Raw genomic sequence first — 19,067 nt, 5'->3', positions numbered from 1 at the left:
TAGAATAAATAACAGGATAAACAATGGTATCAGCTACCAGTTTAAAAATATTTTTTGCAATTTCTATTTTTATTGTCATTTTAATCGCGGGCTGGTATCCCTTTAGAAAACGTATTAAGGACGATCAACATATTGATTTTCCTGTCGGTGAAACCCTGGCAACGGGTGTGTTTTTGGGAGCAGGCCTTTTGCATATGTTACCAGAGGCAAATTCTCTATTTAAAAAAATGGGGTACAACTACCCTTTTGCCTTTATTATTACTGGTGCAGTATTCCTGATTTTTCTCTGGTTTGAACATTTGGGTAAGGAACTTTATCACCATCATAATACGAAACATCCTGCTTTTGCTCTTTTAGCTTGGGGGATGCTCTCTGTTCACTCGATAATGCTGGGTGCCGCCTTAGGCTTGGCGCAATATAACTCAATGATTATTATGATTTTTCTTGCAATTATCACCCATAAATGGGCAGAAAGCTTTGCCATTGCAGTTCAATTAAATAAAAGTACGATGAGTATGAACAGCAGTCTATTCTTTTTCATTTTATTCAGCTTTATGACCCCACTTGGAATCTACTTGGGCTGGCATTTCGGTCATGGTGTAGAAACAAAATCTCTTTTTGATCCCATTTTAATGGCCGCATCTGCAGGAACATTCCTTTATTTGGGAACCCTTCATGGTTTAGAGCGCTGCGTTATGGTGGAGCGTTGTTGCAATCTCAAAGATTTTAGTTTTGTAATAATAGGTTTTTCACTTATGGCTTTGGTTGCGGCGTATGTCTAAGTTTTTACGACAAAAACCTATCATTCTTGCTTCGAGCTCGGCCATAAGATTGCAATTGCTCCAATCGCTTGGGATTGAATTTTCGGTTGTTCCTTCGCATTGTGATGAAGACGCAATTAAAGCGTCCTTCAAGTCAGAAAGCACTCTCGACTTAGGCTACGCACTTGCCGCCAGCAAGGCTTTAGAAGTGAGCCAACATCATCCAGACCATTTCATTATCGCTGCAGATCAACTGTGCTTGTTTGGCCAAACATTATTAAATAAGCCCTTGAACCATCCAACTGCCGTAGAACAGTTAAGTTTACTAAGCGGCAAAGAACACCTGCAAATTGCCTGCCTTTGCATTGCAAAAAATAATCAAGTGCTTTGGCAACATCATGAAACAGCCTACTTAACGCTTCATCATTTAAGTGAAAAAACTATCGAGGCCTATTTGCAAAGTGAAAAACCCTATCAGAGTTGTGGTAGTTACCACTATGAACTCCAAGGAAAATGGTTATTTAAAGAAGTTCAAGGAAATGAAGATACCATTTTGGGTTTGCCCTTGTTTTCTTTAACCCAAGCATTAATGAAGCTTGGCGCGGTTAGTTTCTAATTATTTTATGTATGCAGCCTGTGGGCAGTTCCCGTCCCGAAAATAGGTTCCGTTTGGCTACTCCCAGGCTACACGTACATCAAAAAACCCAAACATCTACTGAATGATTTGTTTTTATTTATTACGAGCATTTTGTTATGATTCTTTACCCAATGCATTGAGGAAATGAAATGGAAGCGAAAACCGAACACCCTATAGTCCCAACGCAGAATACATTAAGTGTGTTTGAATTTAAAACTAAACTCACAAACACCATGAAAGAATGTGCTATTTCAAAATTAACTTTTGAAATGCAAATTGACTCATCAGAATTAAAAAAGAATCATGGTGTTCTTATTGAGCTACATGAACAGATGATTGCAAGGGTTAAAAAACAGATTGTAGCTTATCAAGGGCTATCTCAAGATGCAGAGTATTATGATGAATATAATAAGGAAGAATTACAGTCCCGCATTAGTAAAGAAATTGCTCGACAAACCAGCTACCAGGAAAAACTACAATTAAAATTACCGCAGATAAATTCTTTAAAATTTTTATTCTCTTTACCGCCAAATGAATTATTTCAAGAAGCAGTTAAAAATAAGTCGTCTGCTTTGCTCATTATTCAAACCCCTGAATTAATTGCACAGATTGCTAATTATCAACTAGAACATATTACCCATGAAGACCATGAGATTGTTCGATCTCTGGCTTCTATTTTAGCAACACGTGAGTACACTTCTGAAACAGCTAATATTTTTGCTGCCTTGAAACAACACGTTCAGGCTGAGTCGGACACACAATTTATTGCAGCAAAGGAAAATTCAGCTACCCATAATTTGTTACTCAAAATTAATAATTATCTGGATAAAAAAATAGCCCAGGCCTCAAAAGGAAATTCTAATCCCTGGGCACTAGGATATTTTGGTTCACGCCATAAAGTAAACAGTGATGGTAAAAAAGTACCTGTACCCCAAGGGATCTATGAGTTAAAAGCACAATTAATACAACTCGGTACACGGCCGCCAACAGAAATCTTGACCAAAATGCAAGATATACTGCATACCAAGAACCTAGAAAAAAAAGATGAATCGGTATTGAAGCAGTTTATACGTTTGATCAGTTATCTTTTTGGATACTCTCAATCCCGAGAGACCGCTGATGAATATGAATATCTGGAACAAGTCACAACAGGAAAACAATCTATACCTTGACAAAACAGGTACGGATCAAAACAATATTCGAATTTTTAACTGGTGAAAATCCATCACTTGTTCAGATTGACAAATTTTAATCGTAATCAGGACCCAACATGCAAATTACAAAAATTCAAGCCCGTGAAATTTTAGACTCTCGCGGTAATCCTACTGTAGAAGCAGACGTTATTTTAAAAAATGGAACGCAAGGAAGAGCGAGTGTTCCCTCTGGGGCATCTACCGGGAGTCGTGAAGCGTGTGAGTTACGCGATAATGATGCAAACCGTTATGATGGTAAAGGGGTACAACAAGCTGTTGCTCATGTGAATCAAGAAATTAATCAAGCACTACATCTTTTTTCTGTTGAAGATCAGGATGCTTTGGATTATCAATTGTGCCAATTAGACGGTACAGAAAATAAATCCCGTCTGGGAGCCAATGCGATTCTTGCTGTGTCACTTGCCGCTGCTCGAGCTCGTGCAAATGAACATAAGTTACCCCTGTATGCCGCATTAAATCAAGGTGAAAAAATGAGCATGCCTGTACCCATGATGAATATCTTAAATGGTGGGGCACATGCAGATAATAATGTTGATATTCAGGAATTCATGATCATGCCTGTAGGTGCTGCTGATTTTCCAACTGCACTGCAAATGGGTGCTGAAATTTTTCATGGTTTAAAATCCGTTTTAAAAAAACAAGGATTAAATACTGCAGTGGGGGATGAAGGGGGTTTTGCGCCCAATATTAAATCGAACCGTCAAGCGTTGGATCTCCTGTGTGAGGCAATAGAAAAAGTTGGATATAAGTTGGGGGATGAAATAGTCCTTGCCCTAGATGTTGCAGCCTCGGAATTGTATGATCAAGGCATGTATCATATGGCATCTGAAAATCAAAAATTCACTGCAACTCAACTCATTGATTACTATGAGAGTCTTGTCAAGAGTTATCCTATTATCAGCATCGAAGATGGTTTGGATGAAAAAGATTGGAGTGGATGGAAACAATTGACTACCCAATTAGGAGGGGCAATACAATTGGTAGGTGATGATGTATTCGTTACCAATCCTAAAATTCTGCAAGAAGGCATTAACCAAAAAGTAGCCAATGCCATACTGATTAAAGTCAATCAAATCGGTACCTTAAGTGAAACCCGGCAAACGATTCAATTAGCCCTTCGAAACGGATATCGTTGCGTCATGTCACATCGCTCTGGTGAAACAGAAGATACCTTTATCGCAGATCTTGCAGTTGCTACTGGCTGTGGGCAAATTAAAACCGGTTCGCTATGCCGTACCGATCGCATCGCAAAATACAATCAACTGTTACGTATCAATGAAATGGCCGCATTGCCTTATGCAGGAAAAGCTGTATTGAAGTAAATCTAAATCATTGCTGGCGGATGCAGCTCTGCGGAGCACTGCATCCCGCCTGCAATTCCATAATATCTTAATCCTCAGAAAAATGGATATTGGTATTGTACTTGGTGCGATTAAGGCAAAAACTGCTGCGAAATACTTTAATATTTGCTTCATTTGCAAACACTCTACGCGCAAACTCATTGTAATGATTCATATCTGCAACATGAATTATAAGCAAATAATCGGTCTCACCGGATACAAAATAGCATTGTTTTACTTCTTCTTGTTCCGCCATTTTACGTTCAAAATGAGCGAGCAGGTCCTCTCTTTGTTTTTCCAAAGTAATATTTGCAAAAACAATAAGCCCTCGTCCAGCTTTAAAAGGATCGACCAAAGCAACATCATTCACAATGATGCCCTCATCACGTAATCGTTTTACACGACGAAAACAAGGAGGAGCAGAAATTCCTACTTTTTCAGCAAGCGCCAGATTGGTAATTTGATTGTCTTTTTGCAATAAATTTAAAATTTTTCTATCAATTTTATCTAAATATACCGGTTCTGCTCTATTCTCTTGTGAATATTTTTCTCCATATTTTTTCATATATTACCCTAAAGTCAAAATTGCGCATTATAAAATGAAATCAAACATCATTAAATTAAAAATTTATTCATTTTTATTTCATGATACATTCATCACCCTGTTGAGAAAGACCAAAAAGGAAACCATTATGATAAGAACAGCACAGATTGATGATATAAATATCTTAAACCAACTCATTGAGCATTCAGCACGTGGGTTAAGCCAAGAAGACTATACAAATCTAGAAATTGAAGGAGCAATTCATTCCATATTTGGTGTGGATCAGGAGCTCATTACCGATCAAACCTACTATGTAATAGAAAAGGAAGGTAGCATTGTTGCCTGTGGGGGGTGGAGTAAACGGAAAACTCTTTTTGGAGGGGATCAATGCAAAACCCGGGAGGAAGGATTTTTAAATCCACACACAGATTATGCCAAAATAAGAGCTTTTTTTGTCCATCCAAACCATGCTCGACAAGGACATGGAAAAATGCTCCTGCACTATTGTGAACAACAAGCTTTATCCCATGGATTTACAAAAATGGAAATGATGGCAACTTTACCCGGTGTAAAGTTGTATCAGGTATGTGGTTATCAAATGATTAAGGCAGAATATTTTGCTCTCCCAAGCGGTAAAAAATTTAAAATGCTAAACATGATCAAACATTTTTAACATAGAACAACTTAAGCCCTAGCCTTGTAGAGAGTAATGGGATCTTTTATCGTCATCACGAGCGCAGCCAGGAAACTCCCAATATAACAGGTGTTCCATCATGCTGCTGCCTGGCTACGCTCAGGATGACAAAGGGTTACGCTGCACTGAACCCAGTCTAGAAATTACCGAGGTTGCAATCCATATAACCAATTACTTCTTAGAGTGATACTCTGGGATTTCCTTTGGATAACACCCTTTTATAGTTCTAAAGAACTCGAGAATTTTGGGGAAATCCCTATCGATGTCTCCCGTGGGTTGGAACTTCTCATGAATTCGGAGTTCCTTAGATGCATAATCAGGTCCGACCATGACTATCGGCAGCCCTGCTTGACACGCAATATGATAAAACCCTTCTTTCCAACGTGTTACGGGACCACGCGTCCCCTCTGGGGTAATGGCCAGTTTAAACTCATCACGAGAACGAAACATTTCTACGACTTGTTCTACAGTCTTATTTTTTTTAGAGCGATCAACCGGCGCCCCACCTAATGCCTTTAAAAGTAAGCCTAAAGGAAAAAAGAACAATTGATCTTTCGCTAAAAAATTAATTTTAGCCCCTTCCGCAAAACGAGCAAATAAACCCACCGGAAAATCCCAATTGCTGGTATGAGGTGCTACAACAACCAAATATTTTTTATCTTCAGGGAGTTTGCCTACTACTTTCCAGCCAAACAGTTTTAAAATAAAGCGTCCAAATTTCTTCATAATCAAAATCAATAATTATTTGTTTTAGTATATACAAATTATTAGGTTGATTCACCTCCATTGCTGATGAATCTAACTCATTGAGATGGGTCTAAAGTAATAAGAATAAAAAAAACAGAGCAATCCCTCTGTAGCGACATATTTTATACTAAAATGATACATATACAGGTAGAGCTATGGAGTGCCAAATGACTAAACAAGATCCCGCACTTAACTTTTCCAATTCGCGTTTACTGGCAGCCCTTTATTATGGATTACTGTCCGTTGTCGGAACGATACTTATCGATGGTTTTCTCACAACAATTGGCATAGAGGAACTTGTGCCTCTTTATAAAGCAATTATTCTGGGAATGATTGTCGCTTCTATAACTGGAGCTCTTTTTGGCAAAAATATCATCCACTGCCCCAGGCCCTACAAACGTAAAACTTTTTTATTGGGTTTCATTATGGTATTGGTTTCTTTGCCATTTTTTGATCTTGGGCTGGTGCTCTCGATGGAGACATCAGGCAACCAGGTGCTGCCAATAAACAATTTCAATGATTTTGTCTATGCGTATCTAATCGTCTTTGGTTACAGCTACATTCTTTTTGGTGTTTGGCTCGCCATTGCGTCAGGCTTTGCCTCAATCTTTTTACGTGGCAGATTTGTTTATCAAGTCCTGCGAACCGATAAACGAGATAGCCATAGTTTACCACGCTATGTAGGCGCCTCTGACAGAACCAAACCTAAACCCGCCCGCAAAAAACCAGCAGCCAAACCCCGGGCTTTGCAGCGCAAAAAAACTTAAGTAAAATCCTTATCGCCTATGTGCAATAAAAAGAACACTGGGATCAAGTTAAGTAATGTTTCTTCTCCCCCTGGGATAAGGTAACTAATGCCCCCTCTCCCCCGACTGGAGAGGAGATTTCTAATGACTGCACCAGGCTACAATTAATCACCTTTGCTCTGGATTTCTATGCCCATACATACTTTCACGGATAAAGAACACCTTTTTCTTCTTTTGGCACAAAAAGCCACGGTTCTCACCCCCAATAATCGACTCAGCGATATCATGCTTCAGCATTACTTTGCTCAATGTAAGAAACACACTGTAGATAAACCGATATGTATGCCTTTTCGCATTGCCCTAATCAAAGCCTATGAACAACTCAACTTTAACAGTGCACATCTTGACCATCCCACCTTATTAAACAACGCTCAATGTCAGTATTTATGGCGTAGAATAATCCAAGCAGAATCTCATATTATTTACAGTGACGGTCTTCTTCAAGCGGTTATTAGTGCTTGGGAACGTTGCCAACAGTGGCAAGTTAATTTGGAAGATCCTGCCTTTCATCACACGGCACAAACGCGACAATTTCAACGCTGGTGGCAATTATTTGATAGGCAATTAAAACAACACAATTTAATTACGGAATATGAACTAATTCCCTATCTACTCCATGCAAACAGTTCGTTGTTTTCCCAAGAAGTTGTGTGGGTTTGTTTTGATGATTTTACTCCCCAACAAGTACTCTTGCAGAATAACTTAGCTCAAAAAGGTATCCTTCAATATCAATACGACTTAAAGAAAAAATCATCAAAGGTCCAAGTCTTGGCTGCTCAAGATAATAAAGAAGAATATCAACAGCTCATGGCTTGGTTGCATATACAAATAAAAGAAGGAAAGCAAAATATCGGTGTCGTTGTACCGAACTTAGAACAAGAATTTCATTCCTTACAAAGAACTTTAGCCCATCATTTTGAGACTTCATATTTTAATATTTCCTTGGGACAGCCTTTGATTAATTTCCCGTTGGTGGCCCATGCCCTATGTTGGCTTAACTTGGATGGCACGCATCTAAATCCGCATCAAGCACACTTGCTGCTGCAATCGCCTTACCTAGGGAACTCCAAAGAAGAATTCATCGCACGCTCAGAGTATTTGCAAGAAGGAACCTTACTCGCAAATAATTCGATTCCCTTAAATCATTTAATCGAAGAACTAGGTGTTCATGCCCCAAAACTTGCTGATTTATTAAACCATCTTACTCCTTATCCTCAAGAGGCTACGGTACAAGAATGGATACACTTATTTCAAAAACGTCTCAATAATTTAGGCTTTCCGGGCGATTATACTCTTAACTCCGAGAATTATCAGTGTCTTAATCGTTTTATCACAGTTTTTGATGAGCTGAGACAATTTGCTTTAATTCGTCCCATTTTCACAAAATCAGAGGTACTTGAAGTAGTGCACCATCTTGTCGCAAACACTATTTTTCAAGCGCAAAAAACCAATGCACCAATTCAAATTTGTGGTTTACTGGAGGCATCAGGGTGTGAGTTCGACTGTTTATGGATCACTGGTTTAACGGATCAATGTTTGCCGCAAAAGGTACATTTATCTGCTTTTATTCCGCCACAGTTACAACGTGATTTATGTATGCCCCATAGCTTACCAGCTCGTGAACTGCAGTTTGCACGCCAGATTCTGCAACGATTTCAAAATAGTGCTGATTCCATTGTATTTAGCTACGCTCAACTGCAGGCCGATACGCCCAATTTACCGTGTTCTTTAATCACTGATTTAGCTGCTTTTGGACGCTTACCAACAGATTCCCTATCAAAAACAACTCCTGATTTAATGTTTCTGGATGAGTGTTTTAATGTGCCTATACTCCCAGATGAGCGCATTCATGGAGGCACAGCAATTCTTTCGAATCAAGCCAAATGTCCCTTTAAAGCATTCGCAGAACATAGACTCCGTGCAAAAGCTTCCTTACACACAACCGATGGTTTGGACAATAAAAAAAGAGGACAAATTATTCATAAGGTAATGGAATTGTTATGGCAAAAATTGGAAACTCAGCATAACTTACTTGATTTAGCTCCTCACATTTTGGAGCAGTACATTGAAGAAGCCATTCATACTGCTTTAGCCCCACTACAAAAACAGTTTGGGGAATTATTCTTCGATTCCATACAAGACGTGGAATACACTCGCTTGAAACGACTGGTGCAAACGTGTCTTGAATGGGAAAAACAACGCCCCCCTTTTGCCGTCGCCGCCATAGAACAATCTTATACGATTCAATTAGCAGGTCTTGATTTTCAAGTCCGCGTCGATCGCTTGGATCAAGTAGAAGATAGAAAATGGGTTATTGATTATAAAAGCAGCCTTCCCACCAGCAAACCATGGAATGAAGAACGACCTAAAGAATCGCAATTATTACTTTATGCGCTATTGGATGAACAGATTAATACCTTATTACTCTTACAAGTGAAAACTGGGAGGATAAACTCAATGGGACTTAGTGAAGACAAACTCAGTATGAGTGGAATTACCCCTTTAAAAAAAGAAGAGACTTGGGCGGGGTATCGGGAAGTTTGGCAAAGACAACTCATTGACTTAGTTAAGGAATTTCAAGAAGGCTATTGTGCACCTCAACCAGCTCATCTAACCATTTGCCAACATTGTGATTTTCAAAATTTATGTCGATTTCAAGTGGAAGAATAACCTTACGTCATCCCATAGCCATCACGTTAAGGAAAAAATGCACCCAATCCCTAGCTGCGCTCGGGTGACGTATAATAGTTTAGCCACGAGAATCGACACGGAAACAGTCCTTAAAAAATAAGGGCACTTAATGATGTCGAACTCAGATTAATTATGATATAAGACACTAAGACCATTCAACTCAATTGAAATGGTTAAACCATGGTTTCCCGACAATAATAATAAAGAGACGAATCATGCCCGTTAATCATAGTAAATTTGAACTACGTTTAAACACCTGTGACCAAGAATTACAATCCCTATTTGATGATGTTCAAATTGGCGAAAAAATGCAGCAAAAAATAGACGCCGTAAAAAATTATTATAACCTTTCTTATACCAAAGCAATTTCGCCAAAAAAAGTTGAGGCGATTGTAAGCAGTTATGAAACATTTATAAAACAATTAGATCAGGTAAAAAAAGGGAGTCTGACTCCCAAAAAAGCATTAGAAACCGTGGGAAGTGGTTGTGAATCAAGAAAAATTGGTATTTTATTTCATAATCTCGCCAAAGCTTGTGAATTAATGTTCTATGCAGCAACCGCATTTTCCCTGTATGCAGGAATTTTTGGGATCGCACTTCCGGTACTGATTGTCCAACCTGTTTTAGGGGTTGCCGTAGGAATAACCATTGTTGGAGGTATGCTTGCAGCGGCATATAAAGCATTATCATGCTTTACAGAATTTAGATCATTCAGCCGCCATGATGCTGAATATACCAATGAGTCAGGTTTAATTCGTTTCTTTAAACCAGAACAACAAACAGAAAAACTTCATCCAGTTGCATTGAATGATGATTTAGAATTTTCTTGTTGCTAATCATGTTCTAGCCTACGTACAGTACGTACCCCGGATTAACTTAGGAGAATCCGGGCTCCAAAACCTCCTCAAATATCATTCCATTGTTACAATTCTGAATCCATAGGCTCTAAGTATTAAGTCATTACAATTGCGAAATTTAAGTAGATGTTTAATAATGACAAAATCACTGGACTAGGGAGTGAACATGTCACTCAAACGAACTAAAACACGAATTCTCTGCTTTGGCTTAATCACCTGTTTACTGAGTAGTTGTTTTCATCCACCTTATAATAATTTTAAACCCGTACATCCCATGCCCAAAAGAGTGGTTACCGGGGCAGTTGTCGGAACTGCCGTAGGTGCAGCGGCAACTGGACATGTAGCTGGCGCACTGGCTGGAACTGTTGTCGGTGGTACTGTAGGTGCCATTGTAGGCCTTAATAAAGCCAGTCGACGCAGCATCATTAAAGAATTAAACAAAGAAAACATTCAATACGTACAGTACGGCGATACGATGACCTTAATCGTACCTGTTGATAAATACTTTATGTTTGAAAGTCCCCGCCTTAATGAAATTTGTTATCCCGGTTTGGAAAATATTATCAGGTTATTGAAGTTTTACCCATTGAGTCCTGTTTATGTTGCGGGATTCACAGATAATGTAGGTTCAGATCACCATAAAAAATTATTGTCCCAAGCACAGGCTGAAACGATGATGACCTTTTTATGGGCTAATAATATTCCAGCTCAACTGCTTAAAGCAGAAGGTTATGGCGATAAAAATGATGTAGGTGATAATAAGTTGATTCATGGCAGCGCATTTAATCGACGCATTGAAATTCAATGGTTTAATAGTTATGGTACTAAGACTTGTGCAAACTGCCCAGCTCCAGTACCATCACCTGTAGTTTATGCAACCAAGTAAGGCAAAATTAATGCGTTCAAGATTTATCGGTGGAATTCTTTTAATCGTTGGTACTTCAATCGGCGGGGGGATGCTTGCCCTGCCTGTTGCCAATGCAGCTACTGGGTTTTGGCAATCTTCAATTGTTTTATTTCTATGCTGGGTATTTATGACTTTAGGAGCATTTTTTATTCTTGAAGCAAATCTTTATTTACCTAGAGGCAAGCATATGGTTTCTATGGCTCAAGCCACTTTAGGTAATTATGGTTTGCTTGCTGCCTGGGTAAGCTACCTTTTTTTGCTTTATACCCTTCTGTCTGCCTATATTTCTGGCGGAGCAGATGTCTTAAATAGTCTTCTTTTTAAAATAGGTTTGCATTTGACGGATTGGCAGGCAAGTTTAGTCTTTACGCTTATTTTTGGTATGGTTGTGTATGGCGGGATTCGGTATGTGGATTATGTAAATCGAGGACTGATGTTTGGAAAATTAGCTGTTTATTTTTTGTTAGTACTCCTTATCGCTCCGCATATTGAAATGCAACATTTGCATCATGGCGATATGCAATATATCGGCAGCGCGATTATGATTTTAATTACCTCTTTTGGATTTGCCATCATTGTACCCAATCTAAGGGACTATTTTGATGATGATGTAAAAAAGCTGAAAAAAGTTATTTTTATTGGCTCGTTAATTCCTTTATTCTGTTATTTAGCTTGGGATGCTGTGATTATGGGTGCCCTTCCTTCTGAAGGAAGCCAAAACCTTGAGAGCCTAATGCATAATCCGCACACCACCAGCGCATTGGCAAGCATGCTCTCCAATAAAGTACAAAATACAACAATTAGTGCTTTATTTAATTTCTTCACGTCCATTTGTATGCTCACTGCATTCCTGGGCGTTTCCTTGTGCTTATACAGCTTTCTTGCTGATGGATTAAAATTACGCGAGCGAGGAGGCCATGGTCTTGGGTTGTTTTTACTTACTTTTGCCCCCCCTCTCCTGATAGTAGTTTATTATCCGGGCGCATACATCCATGCTTTAGGCTACGCAGGTATCTTTTGTATCATTCTGCTACTACTTTTACCTGCTCTAATGTGTTATTTTGGCAGAAGAAAACATCATTCTGTCTTTATAGTTCCCGGCGGCAAATGGACTCAAGTCGCTGTCGTTGCTGTTTCGGTCGGACTATTAATACACGAATTTTGGAATTTGATGTAGGTACCCCTTAAGGAAGCGCCCTCATCCGCCCTGAAGGACACCTTCTCGCAGGCGGGAGAAGGGATATTCTCTTAACTCAGTAGAGAATCGCCTCTTCCTCTTATGGGAGGGGTTAGGGGTGAGGGAAAATTTCGTACATCACCTCTAAATATCAAAGGCATGATACGATTGACTTGAAGTGAATAACAAAGTATCATATTGAATTATTTTTATACTATTTTGGATTATATCTTATGATCAATTCAAAACTAATAGGCGGGATATTACTGATAGTAGGAACTTCTATAGGTGGAGGAATGCTTGCCTTGCCTGTCTCCACAGCGGAAGTGGGCTTTAGCAATTCAATTTTCTTCCTATTCTTTTGCTGGCTGATCATGACTGCAGGAGCATTATTAATGCTAGAGGTCAATTTACGTCTCCCAGCAGGCAGTAATATGATTTCAATGGCAAAATCCACCTTAGGTTTACCAGGACAAATTATTGCCTGGATCACTTATTTGTTTTTACTATACACCCTCCTCTCAGCTTATATTTCAGGTGGTAGCGACGTATTCAATAGCTTATTGCATAAAATGAATATTGATTTACCTAACAGTATCACTGCAATCCTGTTTACCCTTTTATTCAGCTTGATTGTGTATAAAGGGATACGCTCTGTAGATTATGTTAATCGTGGTTTAATGTTTGGGAAATTAGGCATTTACATTTTATTAGTCGCAATTATTAGCCCTCATGCTTCTACACTGGGTTTAACTGATGGTTCTGCACGTGCTTTTACAGGCACTTTAATGATTTTAATCACTTCATTCGGTTATGCATCAATAATACCCAGCTTACGAGACTATTTTGGGGATGATATACGAAACCTAAGACGAGTTATTCTATTAGGTTCGCTTATCCCTCTTGCTTGCTACATTGTGTGGGATGCGGTAATTATGGGTGTTGTCGCACGTGAAGGAGAAAATGGACTGCTTGCACTCATGAATTCAGACCATGCTACCAGTGGATTAACCGAGGCGTTAAGCCAAGCCGTTCAAAATCAATGGATTAGCGGATTCTTTGGCTTTTTCACTTCCATATGTATGCTCACTGCTTTTTTAGGAGTTTCATTAGGATTATTTGATTTTCTGGCAGATGGATTAAAACTGAAGAAATCGGGTAATCAAGGAAAATATATTTTAGTCTTAACTTTTCTTCCTCCACTAGCAGTAGTTTTACTCAATCCGGGGATTTATCTGCATGCATTAAGCTATGCTGGCATATGTTGTGTTATTTTATTGTTATTATTGCCTGCGATCATGGCTTGGCGAGGGCGCCGCACCTTAGTCACAACTGAAAGTCATTTGGTTCCTGGAGGTAATTCCAGTCTCGCATTAATTGGTTGTATTGCTACTGGTTTACTCATCATTGCGATCCTGTATTAAGCCAATAAAAATCGTGATGTCTGGATACTGCAGCACTGTCCTTAAGAAATCCCTTTGAGCCGCAGAAGGCGTTAATTGTGGCTCATGTACCCTCCTAATCCTACCTTCGCTTTTCTTGAGAGGAAGAAGTTTTTTTTCAAGTTATCTCATACGGGCTATAATTTAAATGAATAAGCTGTTCAATATTAACACAAGGAGGTTATTATGTTATATTGGGCCCTCATATTTTTTATTATTGCAATCATTGCTGCAGCATTTGGATTTGGTGGAATTGCAGTGGCAGCTGCAGGAATCGCAAAAATTTTATTCTTCTTATTTCTTGTTATCTTTGTCGTATTTCTGGTAATGGGGCTACTTGCTCGACGACCCCCACCACCCCCATTATAAAATAAGATAACAAACAAGTAATGAGATTTACCATCATCCCGATTGCAACGAGGGAGCTTCCCTCGTTCATCGCAATATCGCAGGATTATCTACTCAGTGGACCTATGTGTATTGACATGGATTTGAGCAAAAAATGCGCGAACATGATGTTGATGAAACGGGGCTTTCATCAGGATGTAAGGCTTCCCAGCGTCCTCTTCGCACAAGAGATGCCCAATAGCTGTTCGGTACATGGAACGTAAACAGGTACCCAAAAGATACCTCGGAATGACAAAGAGTCTTATTTCACGGCTTCCAAATTAATCAAATAATTTAATTTGTATTGCTTGAGAGGAACTTTGCCAAGCTCTTTTCATGACTTCTGTATTAAAAGAAATTCCAAAATCACCATTTCGATTCAGGGCAATGACTCCCATTTCGCCATTTAACTGCTTATTGCGTTCATGTATCACATGATTGCACGCCTCTTGTAAAGGCATATCAAACTCCATCATCATAGAAATCGTATGAGCAACCACGCCCCGTATTAAATATTCACCTTCCCCTGTTCCAGATACCGCACAGGTTGCATTATTGGCATAACATCCAGCGCCAATCACGCAACTGTCACCAATTCTCCCTGGAAGGCAATTGCTGATTCCACCTGTTGAAGTCGCTGCTGCAAGGTTTCCTTGTACATCTAAAGCCACAGCACCCACGGTTCCTTTCATTTTTTTGTTCTGAATTTCTTCCATCGTTTCTATTTTATTGAGATTTTGATACGTCTCATACTGATTTGGGGTTATAAAATAAGATTCATCCTCAAGTTCTAGACCATATTTTTTTGCAATTTCTAAAGCGCCATATCCTGAAAGAAAGACATGTCTTGTTTTCTCCATCACCAACCTTGCCAAACGAATTGGATTTTTTACGGTGCGAACCATAGACACAGCACCAGCTTGTAAATCTTGGCCACTCATAATCGAAGCATCCATTTCCACTTCACCTCGAGAATTTAATGCAGAACCTTTTCCTGCATTAAATAATGGATTATCCTCAAGGATTCCAACTGCCTCTTGCACTGCATCTAAAGCCGAGCCACCTTTATCAAGTACTAAATAACCCATTTCGACCGCTTTAGCCAAACCCAGTTTAAATTCCTTTTGATGTTCTTGTAAAAAGGAATAGTTTTCACTAGCACCACCATGTACTGCGATTGCAATTTTATTCATCACGTTATTCCATCATTTAGATTGTCTATTGCCAGGGATTGCAGGGTTCGCTAGAGTTCTATCAGCAATTGAAAATTGACAGCCCTTTACCAAAAGGTGAACAATTAAATTTTCAACGAATACGGGCTCCCCCTCTTCAACATCCGTGATATTCGTTTGATCAATATTCCTGCCGTCAATAATAACTACCATACCTGAGCCATAACACTCTGCCTCAGATCCATTTCGAATGACCAGAGCAGTATCCTCGCCTAAACCAATACCCAATTGTTCTGGGTTCATAATAATTGCGTGTGCAAGACGACTAAATCGTCCTCTTTTGATGAAATGAGTATCAATAATACAAGACAGTAAAATTCCTAATCCGGAGGAAGTTAACAAGTTTCGATACCTTAAAGCTTCTGATAAACCGCCGCCAGTAATCATCACTGTACCCATAACCATAGCTCCAGCGCTGGTTCCAGCAATGATAAAATCACTATCTTTCAAATAGCGCTCTTTAATAATATCAACAATAGGAGTGCCCCCTAATATTGTTGATAAACGAAATTGATCTCCTCCTGTAAAAAAAATAGCGCCAGCATCTGCTGCTCTTTTTAAATATTCGTTAGTGCGCGCTTCGCTTCTTTTTTTAATAGGAAGAAATCCTATGTTGTTGTAGCCCATATTATGAAAAACTTTTTGATAAATTTTTTTTACTTCATTCTGAATTTCCGAACCTGTTGTAATAATTTCTATTTTCTTATTCGATGGAGGCAATAATTCACTCAGGATTTCATAGCGAGTAAATTCTCTTTTTTGCTCCGAAATATCCATTGGTTCATCGTGACCTTTATCCTCGGCACCACCGATAATCAATAACTTAGCTTTGGGTGTCATTATAAACCTCATTCACCATCATCAATTGTTTTTCCCTTTTCTTGAGAAAATTAGTTGTTTCAAATACATCTTCAACGGCACAAAAGATAAAAGTATTGGGTTCTGCTATACCCATCATATGTTCAATCGCCTCAATCTCATCTGAGATAATATTGATAGACGGTTTACAATCAGAACGAAGAATTCCGGAAACCAGAAGACGGTTCATTTCATGATGAGTTCGCCCTCGCCCATCCTTATCATGACGAATAACAATTTCATCAAACATAGAGGCAGCAAGATAGCCCAACTTTTCTATGTCCTCATCACGTCGATCGCCTACTACGCCTATAATTCCGATTTTTTTATCGCAATGAATCGAATCAAGATAATTTTTTAGCTCACAAAATGCACCTTCGTTATGCGCATAATCGACCATAATTTGGCAATGAGGAAATTGAAAAAGATTCATTCTGCCTGGAAGATTTTCAACTGTGGGATAGAAAACTTGGAGTGCTTCTTTTATTTTCTCTAAGGAGAAATGACTAATCACTCCTGCTAATGTTGCCGCTAAGATATTTTGGATCATGCTGGTTGCAGTACCTTGAAAACTGAGCGGAATTGATTTTATATCGGCCAGAACTATTCGTTCAGACCCTCTTTGAACGACAATATTCCCTTGATCAAGAAAAGCAGCTAATCCACCTAAGCTGCAATGTTTTCTTATCCGCGGACCATCAAACATACTAAACAAAGCAATATTGCAATCTAAATCATTTCTTAAATTATAAGTTAGAGAGTCATCTGCATTTAAAATGCTATATCCAGTTTTTTTGGTGCTGCGCGCAACAACTGCTTTGACCTGTGCCATGTCATCAAGCGTATGAATATCATTTAACCCCAGATGATCCCCAGTAATATTCGTTATCACACTAATATCGCATGCATCAAATCCTAAGCCTGAACGCAGAACGCCACCTCGAGCACATTCTAATACTGCATAATCGACCTCAGGATCATACAAAACAGCTTGTGCACTGGCAGGGCCGCTGCAATCGCCGCTGTAAATTAATTTATTATTGATATAAATACCTTCTGTAGTTGTATAACCCGTATGATGATTTGCAAAACGTGCAAGATGAGCAATCAACCTAACCACAGTTGTTTTTCCATTTGTACCAGTAACAGCGACTATTGGAATTCTTGAAGTTAAATTTTCTGGATAAAGCATTTTTAAAATAGGTTCAGCTACATTACGACGCGTACCTTCATTGGGCGATAGATGCATTCTTAATCCTGGCCCTGCATTTACCTCAATAATAGCTCCATGGTTCTCATTCAGAGGGCAACTAATGTCTTTTGAAATCACATCAATTCCACAAATATCCAAATTCACAAGTCTTGCTACACGTTCTGCAAGAATAGTATTAAAAGGATGAACTGCATCTGTGACGTCTTTCGCTGTCCCACCAGAACTTAAATTTGCCGTTTCTTTTAAATTTAAGATATGGCCTTTGGGTAAAATACTCTCCAAGGTCAGATTATTGTGTCTTAAAATAGAGAAAGTAGATTCATCTACTTTGATCTTAGTCAGTATCTTTTCATGGGATTCACCTCGGTTGGGATCCTCATTTGCCTGCTTAATTAATTGATTAACTGTACGTACTCCATCCCCTACAATTTGGGCTGGAGTACGTTTAGCCACCGCAACCACTTTATAGTTAACGACTAAAAATCGATAGTCATTCCCGGGTATGGAACGCTCTATGATCAGTTCATTGGAAATTTTTTTTGCGAGCTCATAACCAAATCTTGCTTTATTAAGATCGGTGATATTCGTCGTTACTCCTTTTCCATGATTGGCATTAAGTGGCTTAATCACTAAGGGGAATCCTAACTGTTCCACCGCAGCTTTCAGTTCTTCCTCAGAAGTAATAATTAATCCTGTTGGCGTTGGAATAAAATTTGAATTAAGAATACTCTTGGTCAGCTCTTTATTAGAAGCGATATCAACACCAATTGAACTTGTTTTCGAAGACACGGAGGCCCATATTTTTTTTTGATTTCGACCGTATCCTAAGGTAATTAAAGAACTGTGCTCATGGCGTTTCCAAGGAATATTTCTCTTTTTTGCTTCATCCACTAGAGCCTGAGTGCTTGGGCCCAAACCCTGTTTCTTAAAAATCTCTTTTAAATGATTGATTGCTTCATCAAGAGGATATTTGTTGCCTTCAGCTATGGAGTGTATAAAATCGACAGCTGTCTTTCCTGCATACAAACCAGCCTCTTCAATCTGATAGGCAAAGATAACATGATAGACTCCATAGTCCTTAGTTCCATAAGTTCTACCAAAACCACAATCCATCCCTGCGAGATACTGCAACTCCAAAGCCACATGTTCAATCACATGACCTAACCAAGTGCCTTCTTCTATTCGTTTTAAAAATCCACCTTCGATGCCTAAAGAACAACGATGACTCTGTAAACTGGGTAACTCCTGAATCAACCTCTCTTTGAATCCAGCTAAATGGCTTGTAGGAAGCTCCTCATATTTTCCTATATCGAGCTTGATGACAATGAGTTCCTTTCTGAAATTTGACCAATAATTAGGCCCATTCAAGACTTGGGTTTTTAAAATGTTCATTCGCATTCCTTGGCATAAAATGAATTACTAAAAACTCCTTTTAGCATAGGAAGAATTATTAAATTCTTCAAACTTAAATTAAAAAATAACTCACTCATGAGTCATGGTGAACTATGGAAAATACTTAATTATTTAAAAAAAATGGATTTTTTAGGAAAGTTACCTGTA

At 38.9% G+C, this 19,067-nt stretch carries 17 protein-coding genes; 12 read left to right on the top strand and 5 right to left on the bottom strand.

What is annotated here, in order from left to right:
- The first annotated feature begins 23 nt into the window (after window positions 1-23).
- The 4 genes from OQJ26_RS15050 to eno all read left to right on the top strand — a co-directional run bounded on the left by OQJ26_RS15050 (window position 24) and on the right by eno (window position 3,934).
- The gene (locus OQJ26_RS15050; protein ID WP_265704549.1) at window positions 24-782 is read left to right on the top strand and encodes a ZIP family metal transporter; all 759 of its coding nucleotides are present in this window, start codon (window positions 24-26) and stop codon (window positions 780-782) included.
- Window positions 775-1,377 carry a Maf family protein gene (locus tag OQJ26_RS15045; RefSeq protein WP_265704548.1) on the top strand — a complete coding sequence of 201 codons (603 nt, stop codon included), beginning with the start codon at window positions 775-777 and terminating at the stop codon, window positions 1,375-1,377. The genes OQJ26_RS15050 and OQJ26_RS15045 overlap by 8 nt, the downstream gene beginning before the upstream one ends.
- Window positions 1,378-1,547: 170 nt before the next feature.
- Window positions 1,548-2,570 carry a hypothetical protein gene (locus OQJ26_RS15040; protein WP_265704547.1) on the top strand — a complete coding sequence of 341 codons (1,023 nt, stop codon included), beginning with the start codon at window positions 1,548-1,550 and terminating at the stop codon, window positions 2,568-2,570.
- A gap of 98 nt (window positions 2,571-2,668) precedes the next feature.
- Complete coding sequence (eno, locus tag OQJ26_RS15035) at window positions 2,669-3,934, top strand: phosphopyruvate hydratase (protein WP_265704546.1); 1,266 nt, start codon at window positions 2,669-2,671, stop codon at window positions 3,932-3,934.
- A 67-nt stretch (window positions 3,935-4,001) separates the two neighbouring features.
- Here the strand turns inward: eno and OQJ26_RS15030 are convergent, their stop codons facing one another.
- Window positions 4,002-4,517, bottom strand: a complete 516-nt coding sequence (locus tag OQJ26_RS15030) for an Lrp/AsnC family transcriptional regulator (protein ID WP_265704545.1) — start codon at window positions 4,515-4,517, stop codon at window positions 4,002-4,004.
- A gap of 127 nt (window positions 4,518-4,644) precedes the next feature.
- Between OQJ26_RS15030 and OQJ26_RS15025 the strand changes: the two genes are divergently transcribed.
- Window positions 4,645-5,169, top strand: coding sequence for a GNAT family N-acetyltransferase (locus tag OQJ26_RS15025; protein WP_265704544.1), 525 nt, complete (start codon window positions 4,645-4,647; stop codon window positions 5,167-5,169).
- A 192-nt stretch (window positions 5,170-5,361) separates the two neighbouring features.
- Here the strand turns inward: OQJ26_RS15025 and OQJ26_RS15020 are convergent, their stop codons facing one another.
- On the bottom strand, window positions 5,362-5,916 hold the full coding sequence (locus OQJ26_RS15020) for a 1-acyl-sn-glycerol-3-phosphate acyltransferase (protein ID WP_265704543.1): 555 nt from the start codon (window positions 5,914-5,916) through the stop codon (window positions 5,362-5,364).
- Window positions 5,917-6,104: 188 nt separating this feature from the next.
- Between OQJ26_RS15020 and OQJ26_RS15015 the strand changes: the two genes are divergently transcribed.
- The 7 genes from OQJ26_RS15015 to OQJ26_RS14985 all read left to right on the top strand — a co-directional run bounded on the left by OQJ26_RS15015 (window position 6,105) and on the right by OQJ26_RS14985 (window position 14,186).
- Window positions 6,105-6,704 carry a hypothetical protein gene (locus tag OQJ26_RS15015; protein ID WP_265704542.1) on the top strand — a complete coding sequence of 200 codons (600 nt, stop codon included), beginning with the start codon at window positions 6,105-6,107 and terminating at the stop codon, window positions 6,702-6,704.
- Window positions 6,705-6,872: 168 nt separating this feature from the next.
- The gene (locus OQJ26_RS15010) at window positions 6,873-9,413 is read left to right on the top strand and encodes a PD-(D/E)XK nuclease family protein (RefSeq protein ID WP_265704541.1); all 2,541 of its coding nucleotides are present in this window, start codon (window positions 6,873-6,875) and stop codon (window positions 9,411-9,413) included.
- A 236-nt stretch (window positions 9,414-9,649) separates the two neighbouring features.
- Complete coding sequence (locus tag OQJ26_RS15005) at window positions 9,650-10,270, top strand: DUF5638 domain-containing protein (RefSeq protein ID WP_265704540.1); 621 nt, start codon at window positions 9,650-9,652, stop codon at window positions 10,268-10,270.
- Between the two features lie 187 nt (window positions 10,271-10,457).
- Window positions 10,458-11,177, top strand: coding sequence for a C-OmpA-like family protein CmpA (cmpA, locus tag OQJ26_RS15000; RefSeq protein ID WP_265704539.1), 720 nt, complete (start codon window positions 10,458-10,460; stop codon window positions 11,175-11,177).
- A gap of 10 nt (window positions 11,178-11,187) precedes the next feature.
- Window positions 11,188-12,375 (top strand): amino acid permease, encoded by a 1,188-nt coding sequence (locus OQJ26_RS14995; protein WP_265704538.1) that lies wholly within the window; start codon window positions 11,188-11,190, stop codon window positions 12,373-12,375.
- Window positions 12,376-12,608: 233 nt separating this feature from the next.
- Window positions 12,609-13,799: an amino acid permease gene (locus OQJ26_RS14990; protein WP_265704537.1), complete on the top strand. Its 1,191-nt coding sequence runs from the start codon at window positions 12,609-12,611 to the stop codon at window positions 13,797-13,799.
- 204 nt (window positions 13,800-14,003) lie between these two features.
- Window positions 14,004-14,186 (top strand): DUF1328 family protein, encoded by a 183-nt coding sequence (locus OQJ26_RS14985; protein WP_265704536.1) that lies wholly within the window; start codon window positions 14,004-14,006, stop codon window positions 14,184-14,186.
- Window positions 14,187-14,485: 299 nt separating this feature from the next.
- On the opposite strand, the gene OQJ26_RS14980 is transcribed toward OQJ26_RS14985, so the two are convergent.
- From OQJ26_RS14980 to cphA, 3 genes are read right to left on the bottom strand one after another with little or no spacing between them, the layout of a single operon-like run.
- The gene (locus tag OQJ26_RS14980) at window positions 14,486-15,397 is read right to left on the bottom strand and encodes an isoaspartyl peptidase/L-asparaginase family protein (RefSeq protein ID WP_265704535.1); all 912 of its coding nucleotides are present in this window, start codon (window positions 15,395-15,397) and stop codon (window positions 14,486-14,488) included.
- 12 nt (window positions 15,398-15,409) lie between these two features.
- A complete protein-coding gene (locus tag OQJ26_RS14975) occupies window positions 15,410-16,276 on the bottom strand; it encodes a cyanophycinase (protein WP_265704534.1) in 867 nt (288 codons plus the stop codon).
- The gene (cphA, locus tag OQJ26_RS14970) at window positions 16,260-18,899 is read right to left on the bottom strand and encodes a cyanophycin synthetase (protein ID WP_265704533.1); all 2,640 of its coding nucleotides are present in this window, start codon (window positions 18,897-18,899) and stop codon (window positions 16,260-16,262) included. Before cphA ends, OQJ26_RS14975 begins: the two co-directional genes overlap by 17 nt.
- Window positions 18,900-19,067: the final 168 nt, after the last annotated feature.

Source organism: Legionella sheltonii, assembly GCF_026191355.1.
In the GTDB taxonomy this organism is placed as follows: domain Bacteria; phylum Pseudomonadota; class Gammaproteobacteria; order Legionellales; family Legionellaceae; genus Legionella; species Legionella sheltonii.
This window is presented reverse-complemented; position numbering and strand designations above follow the sequence as displayed.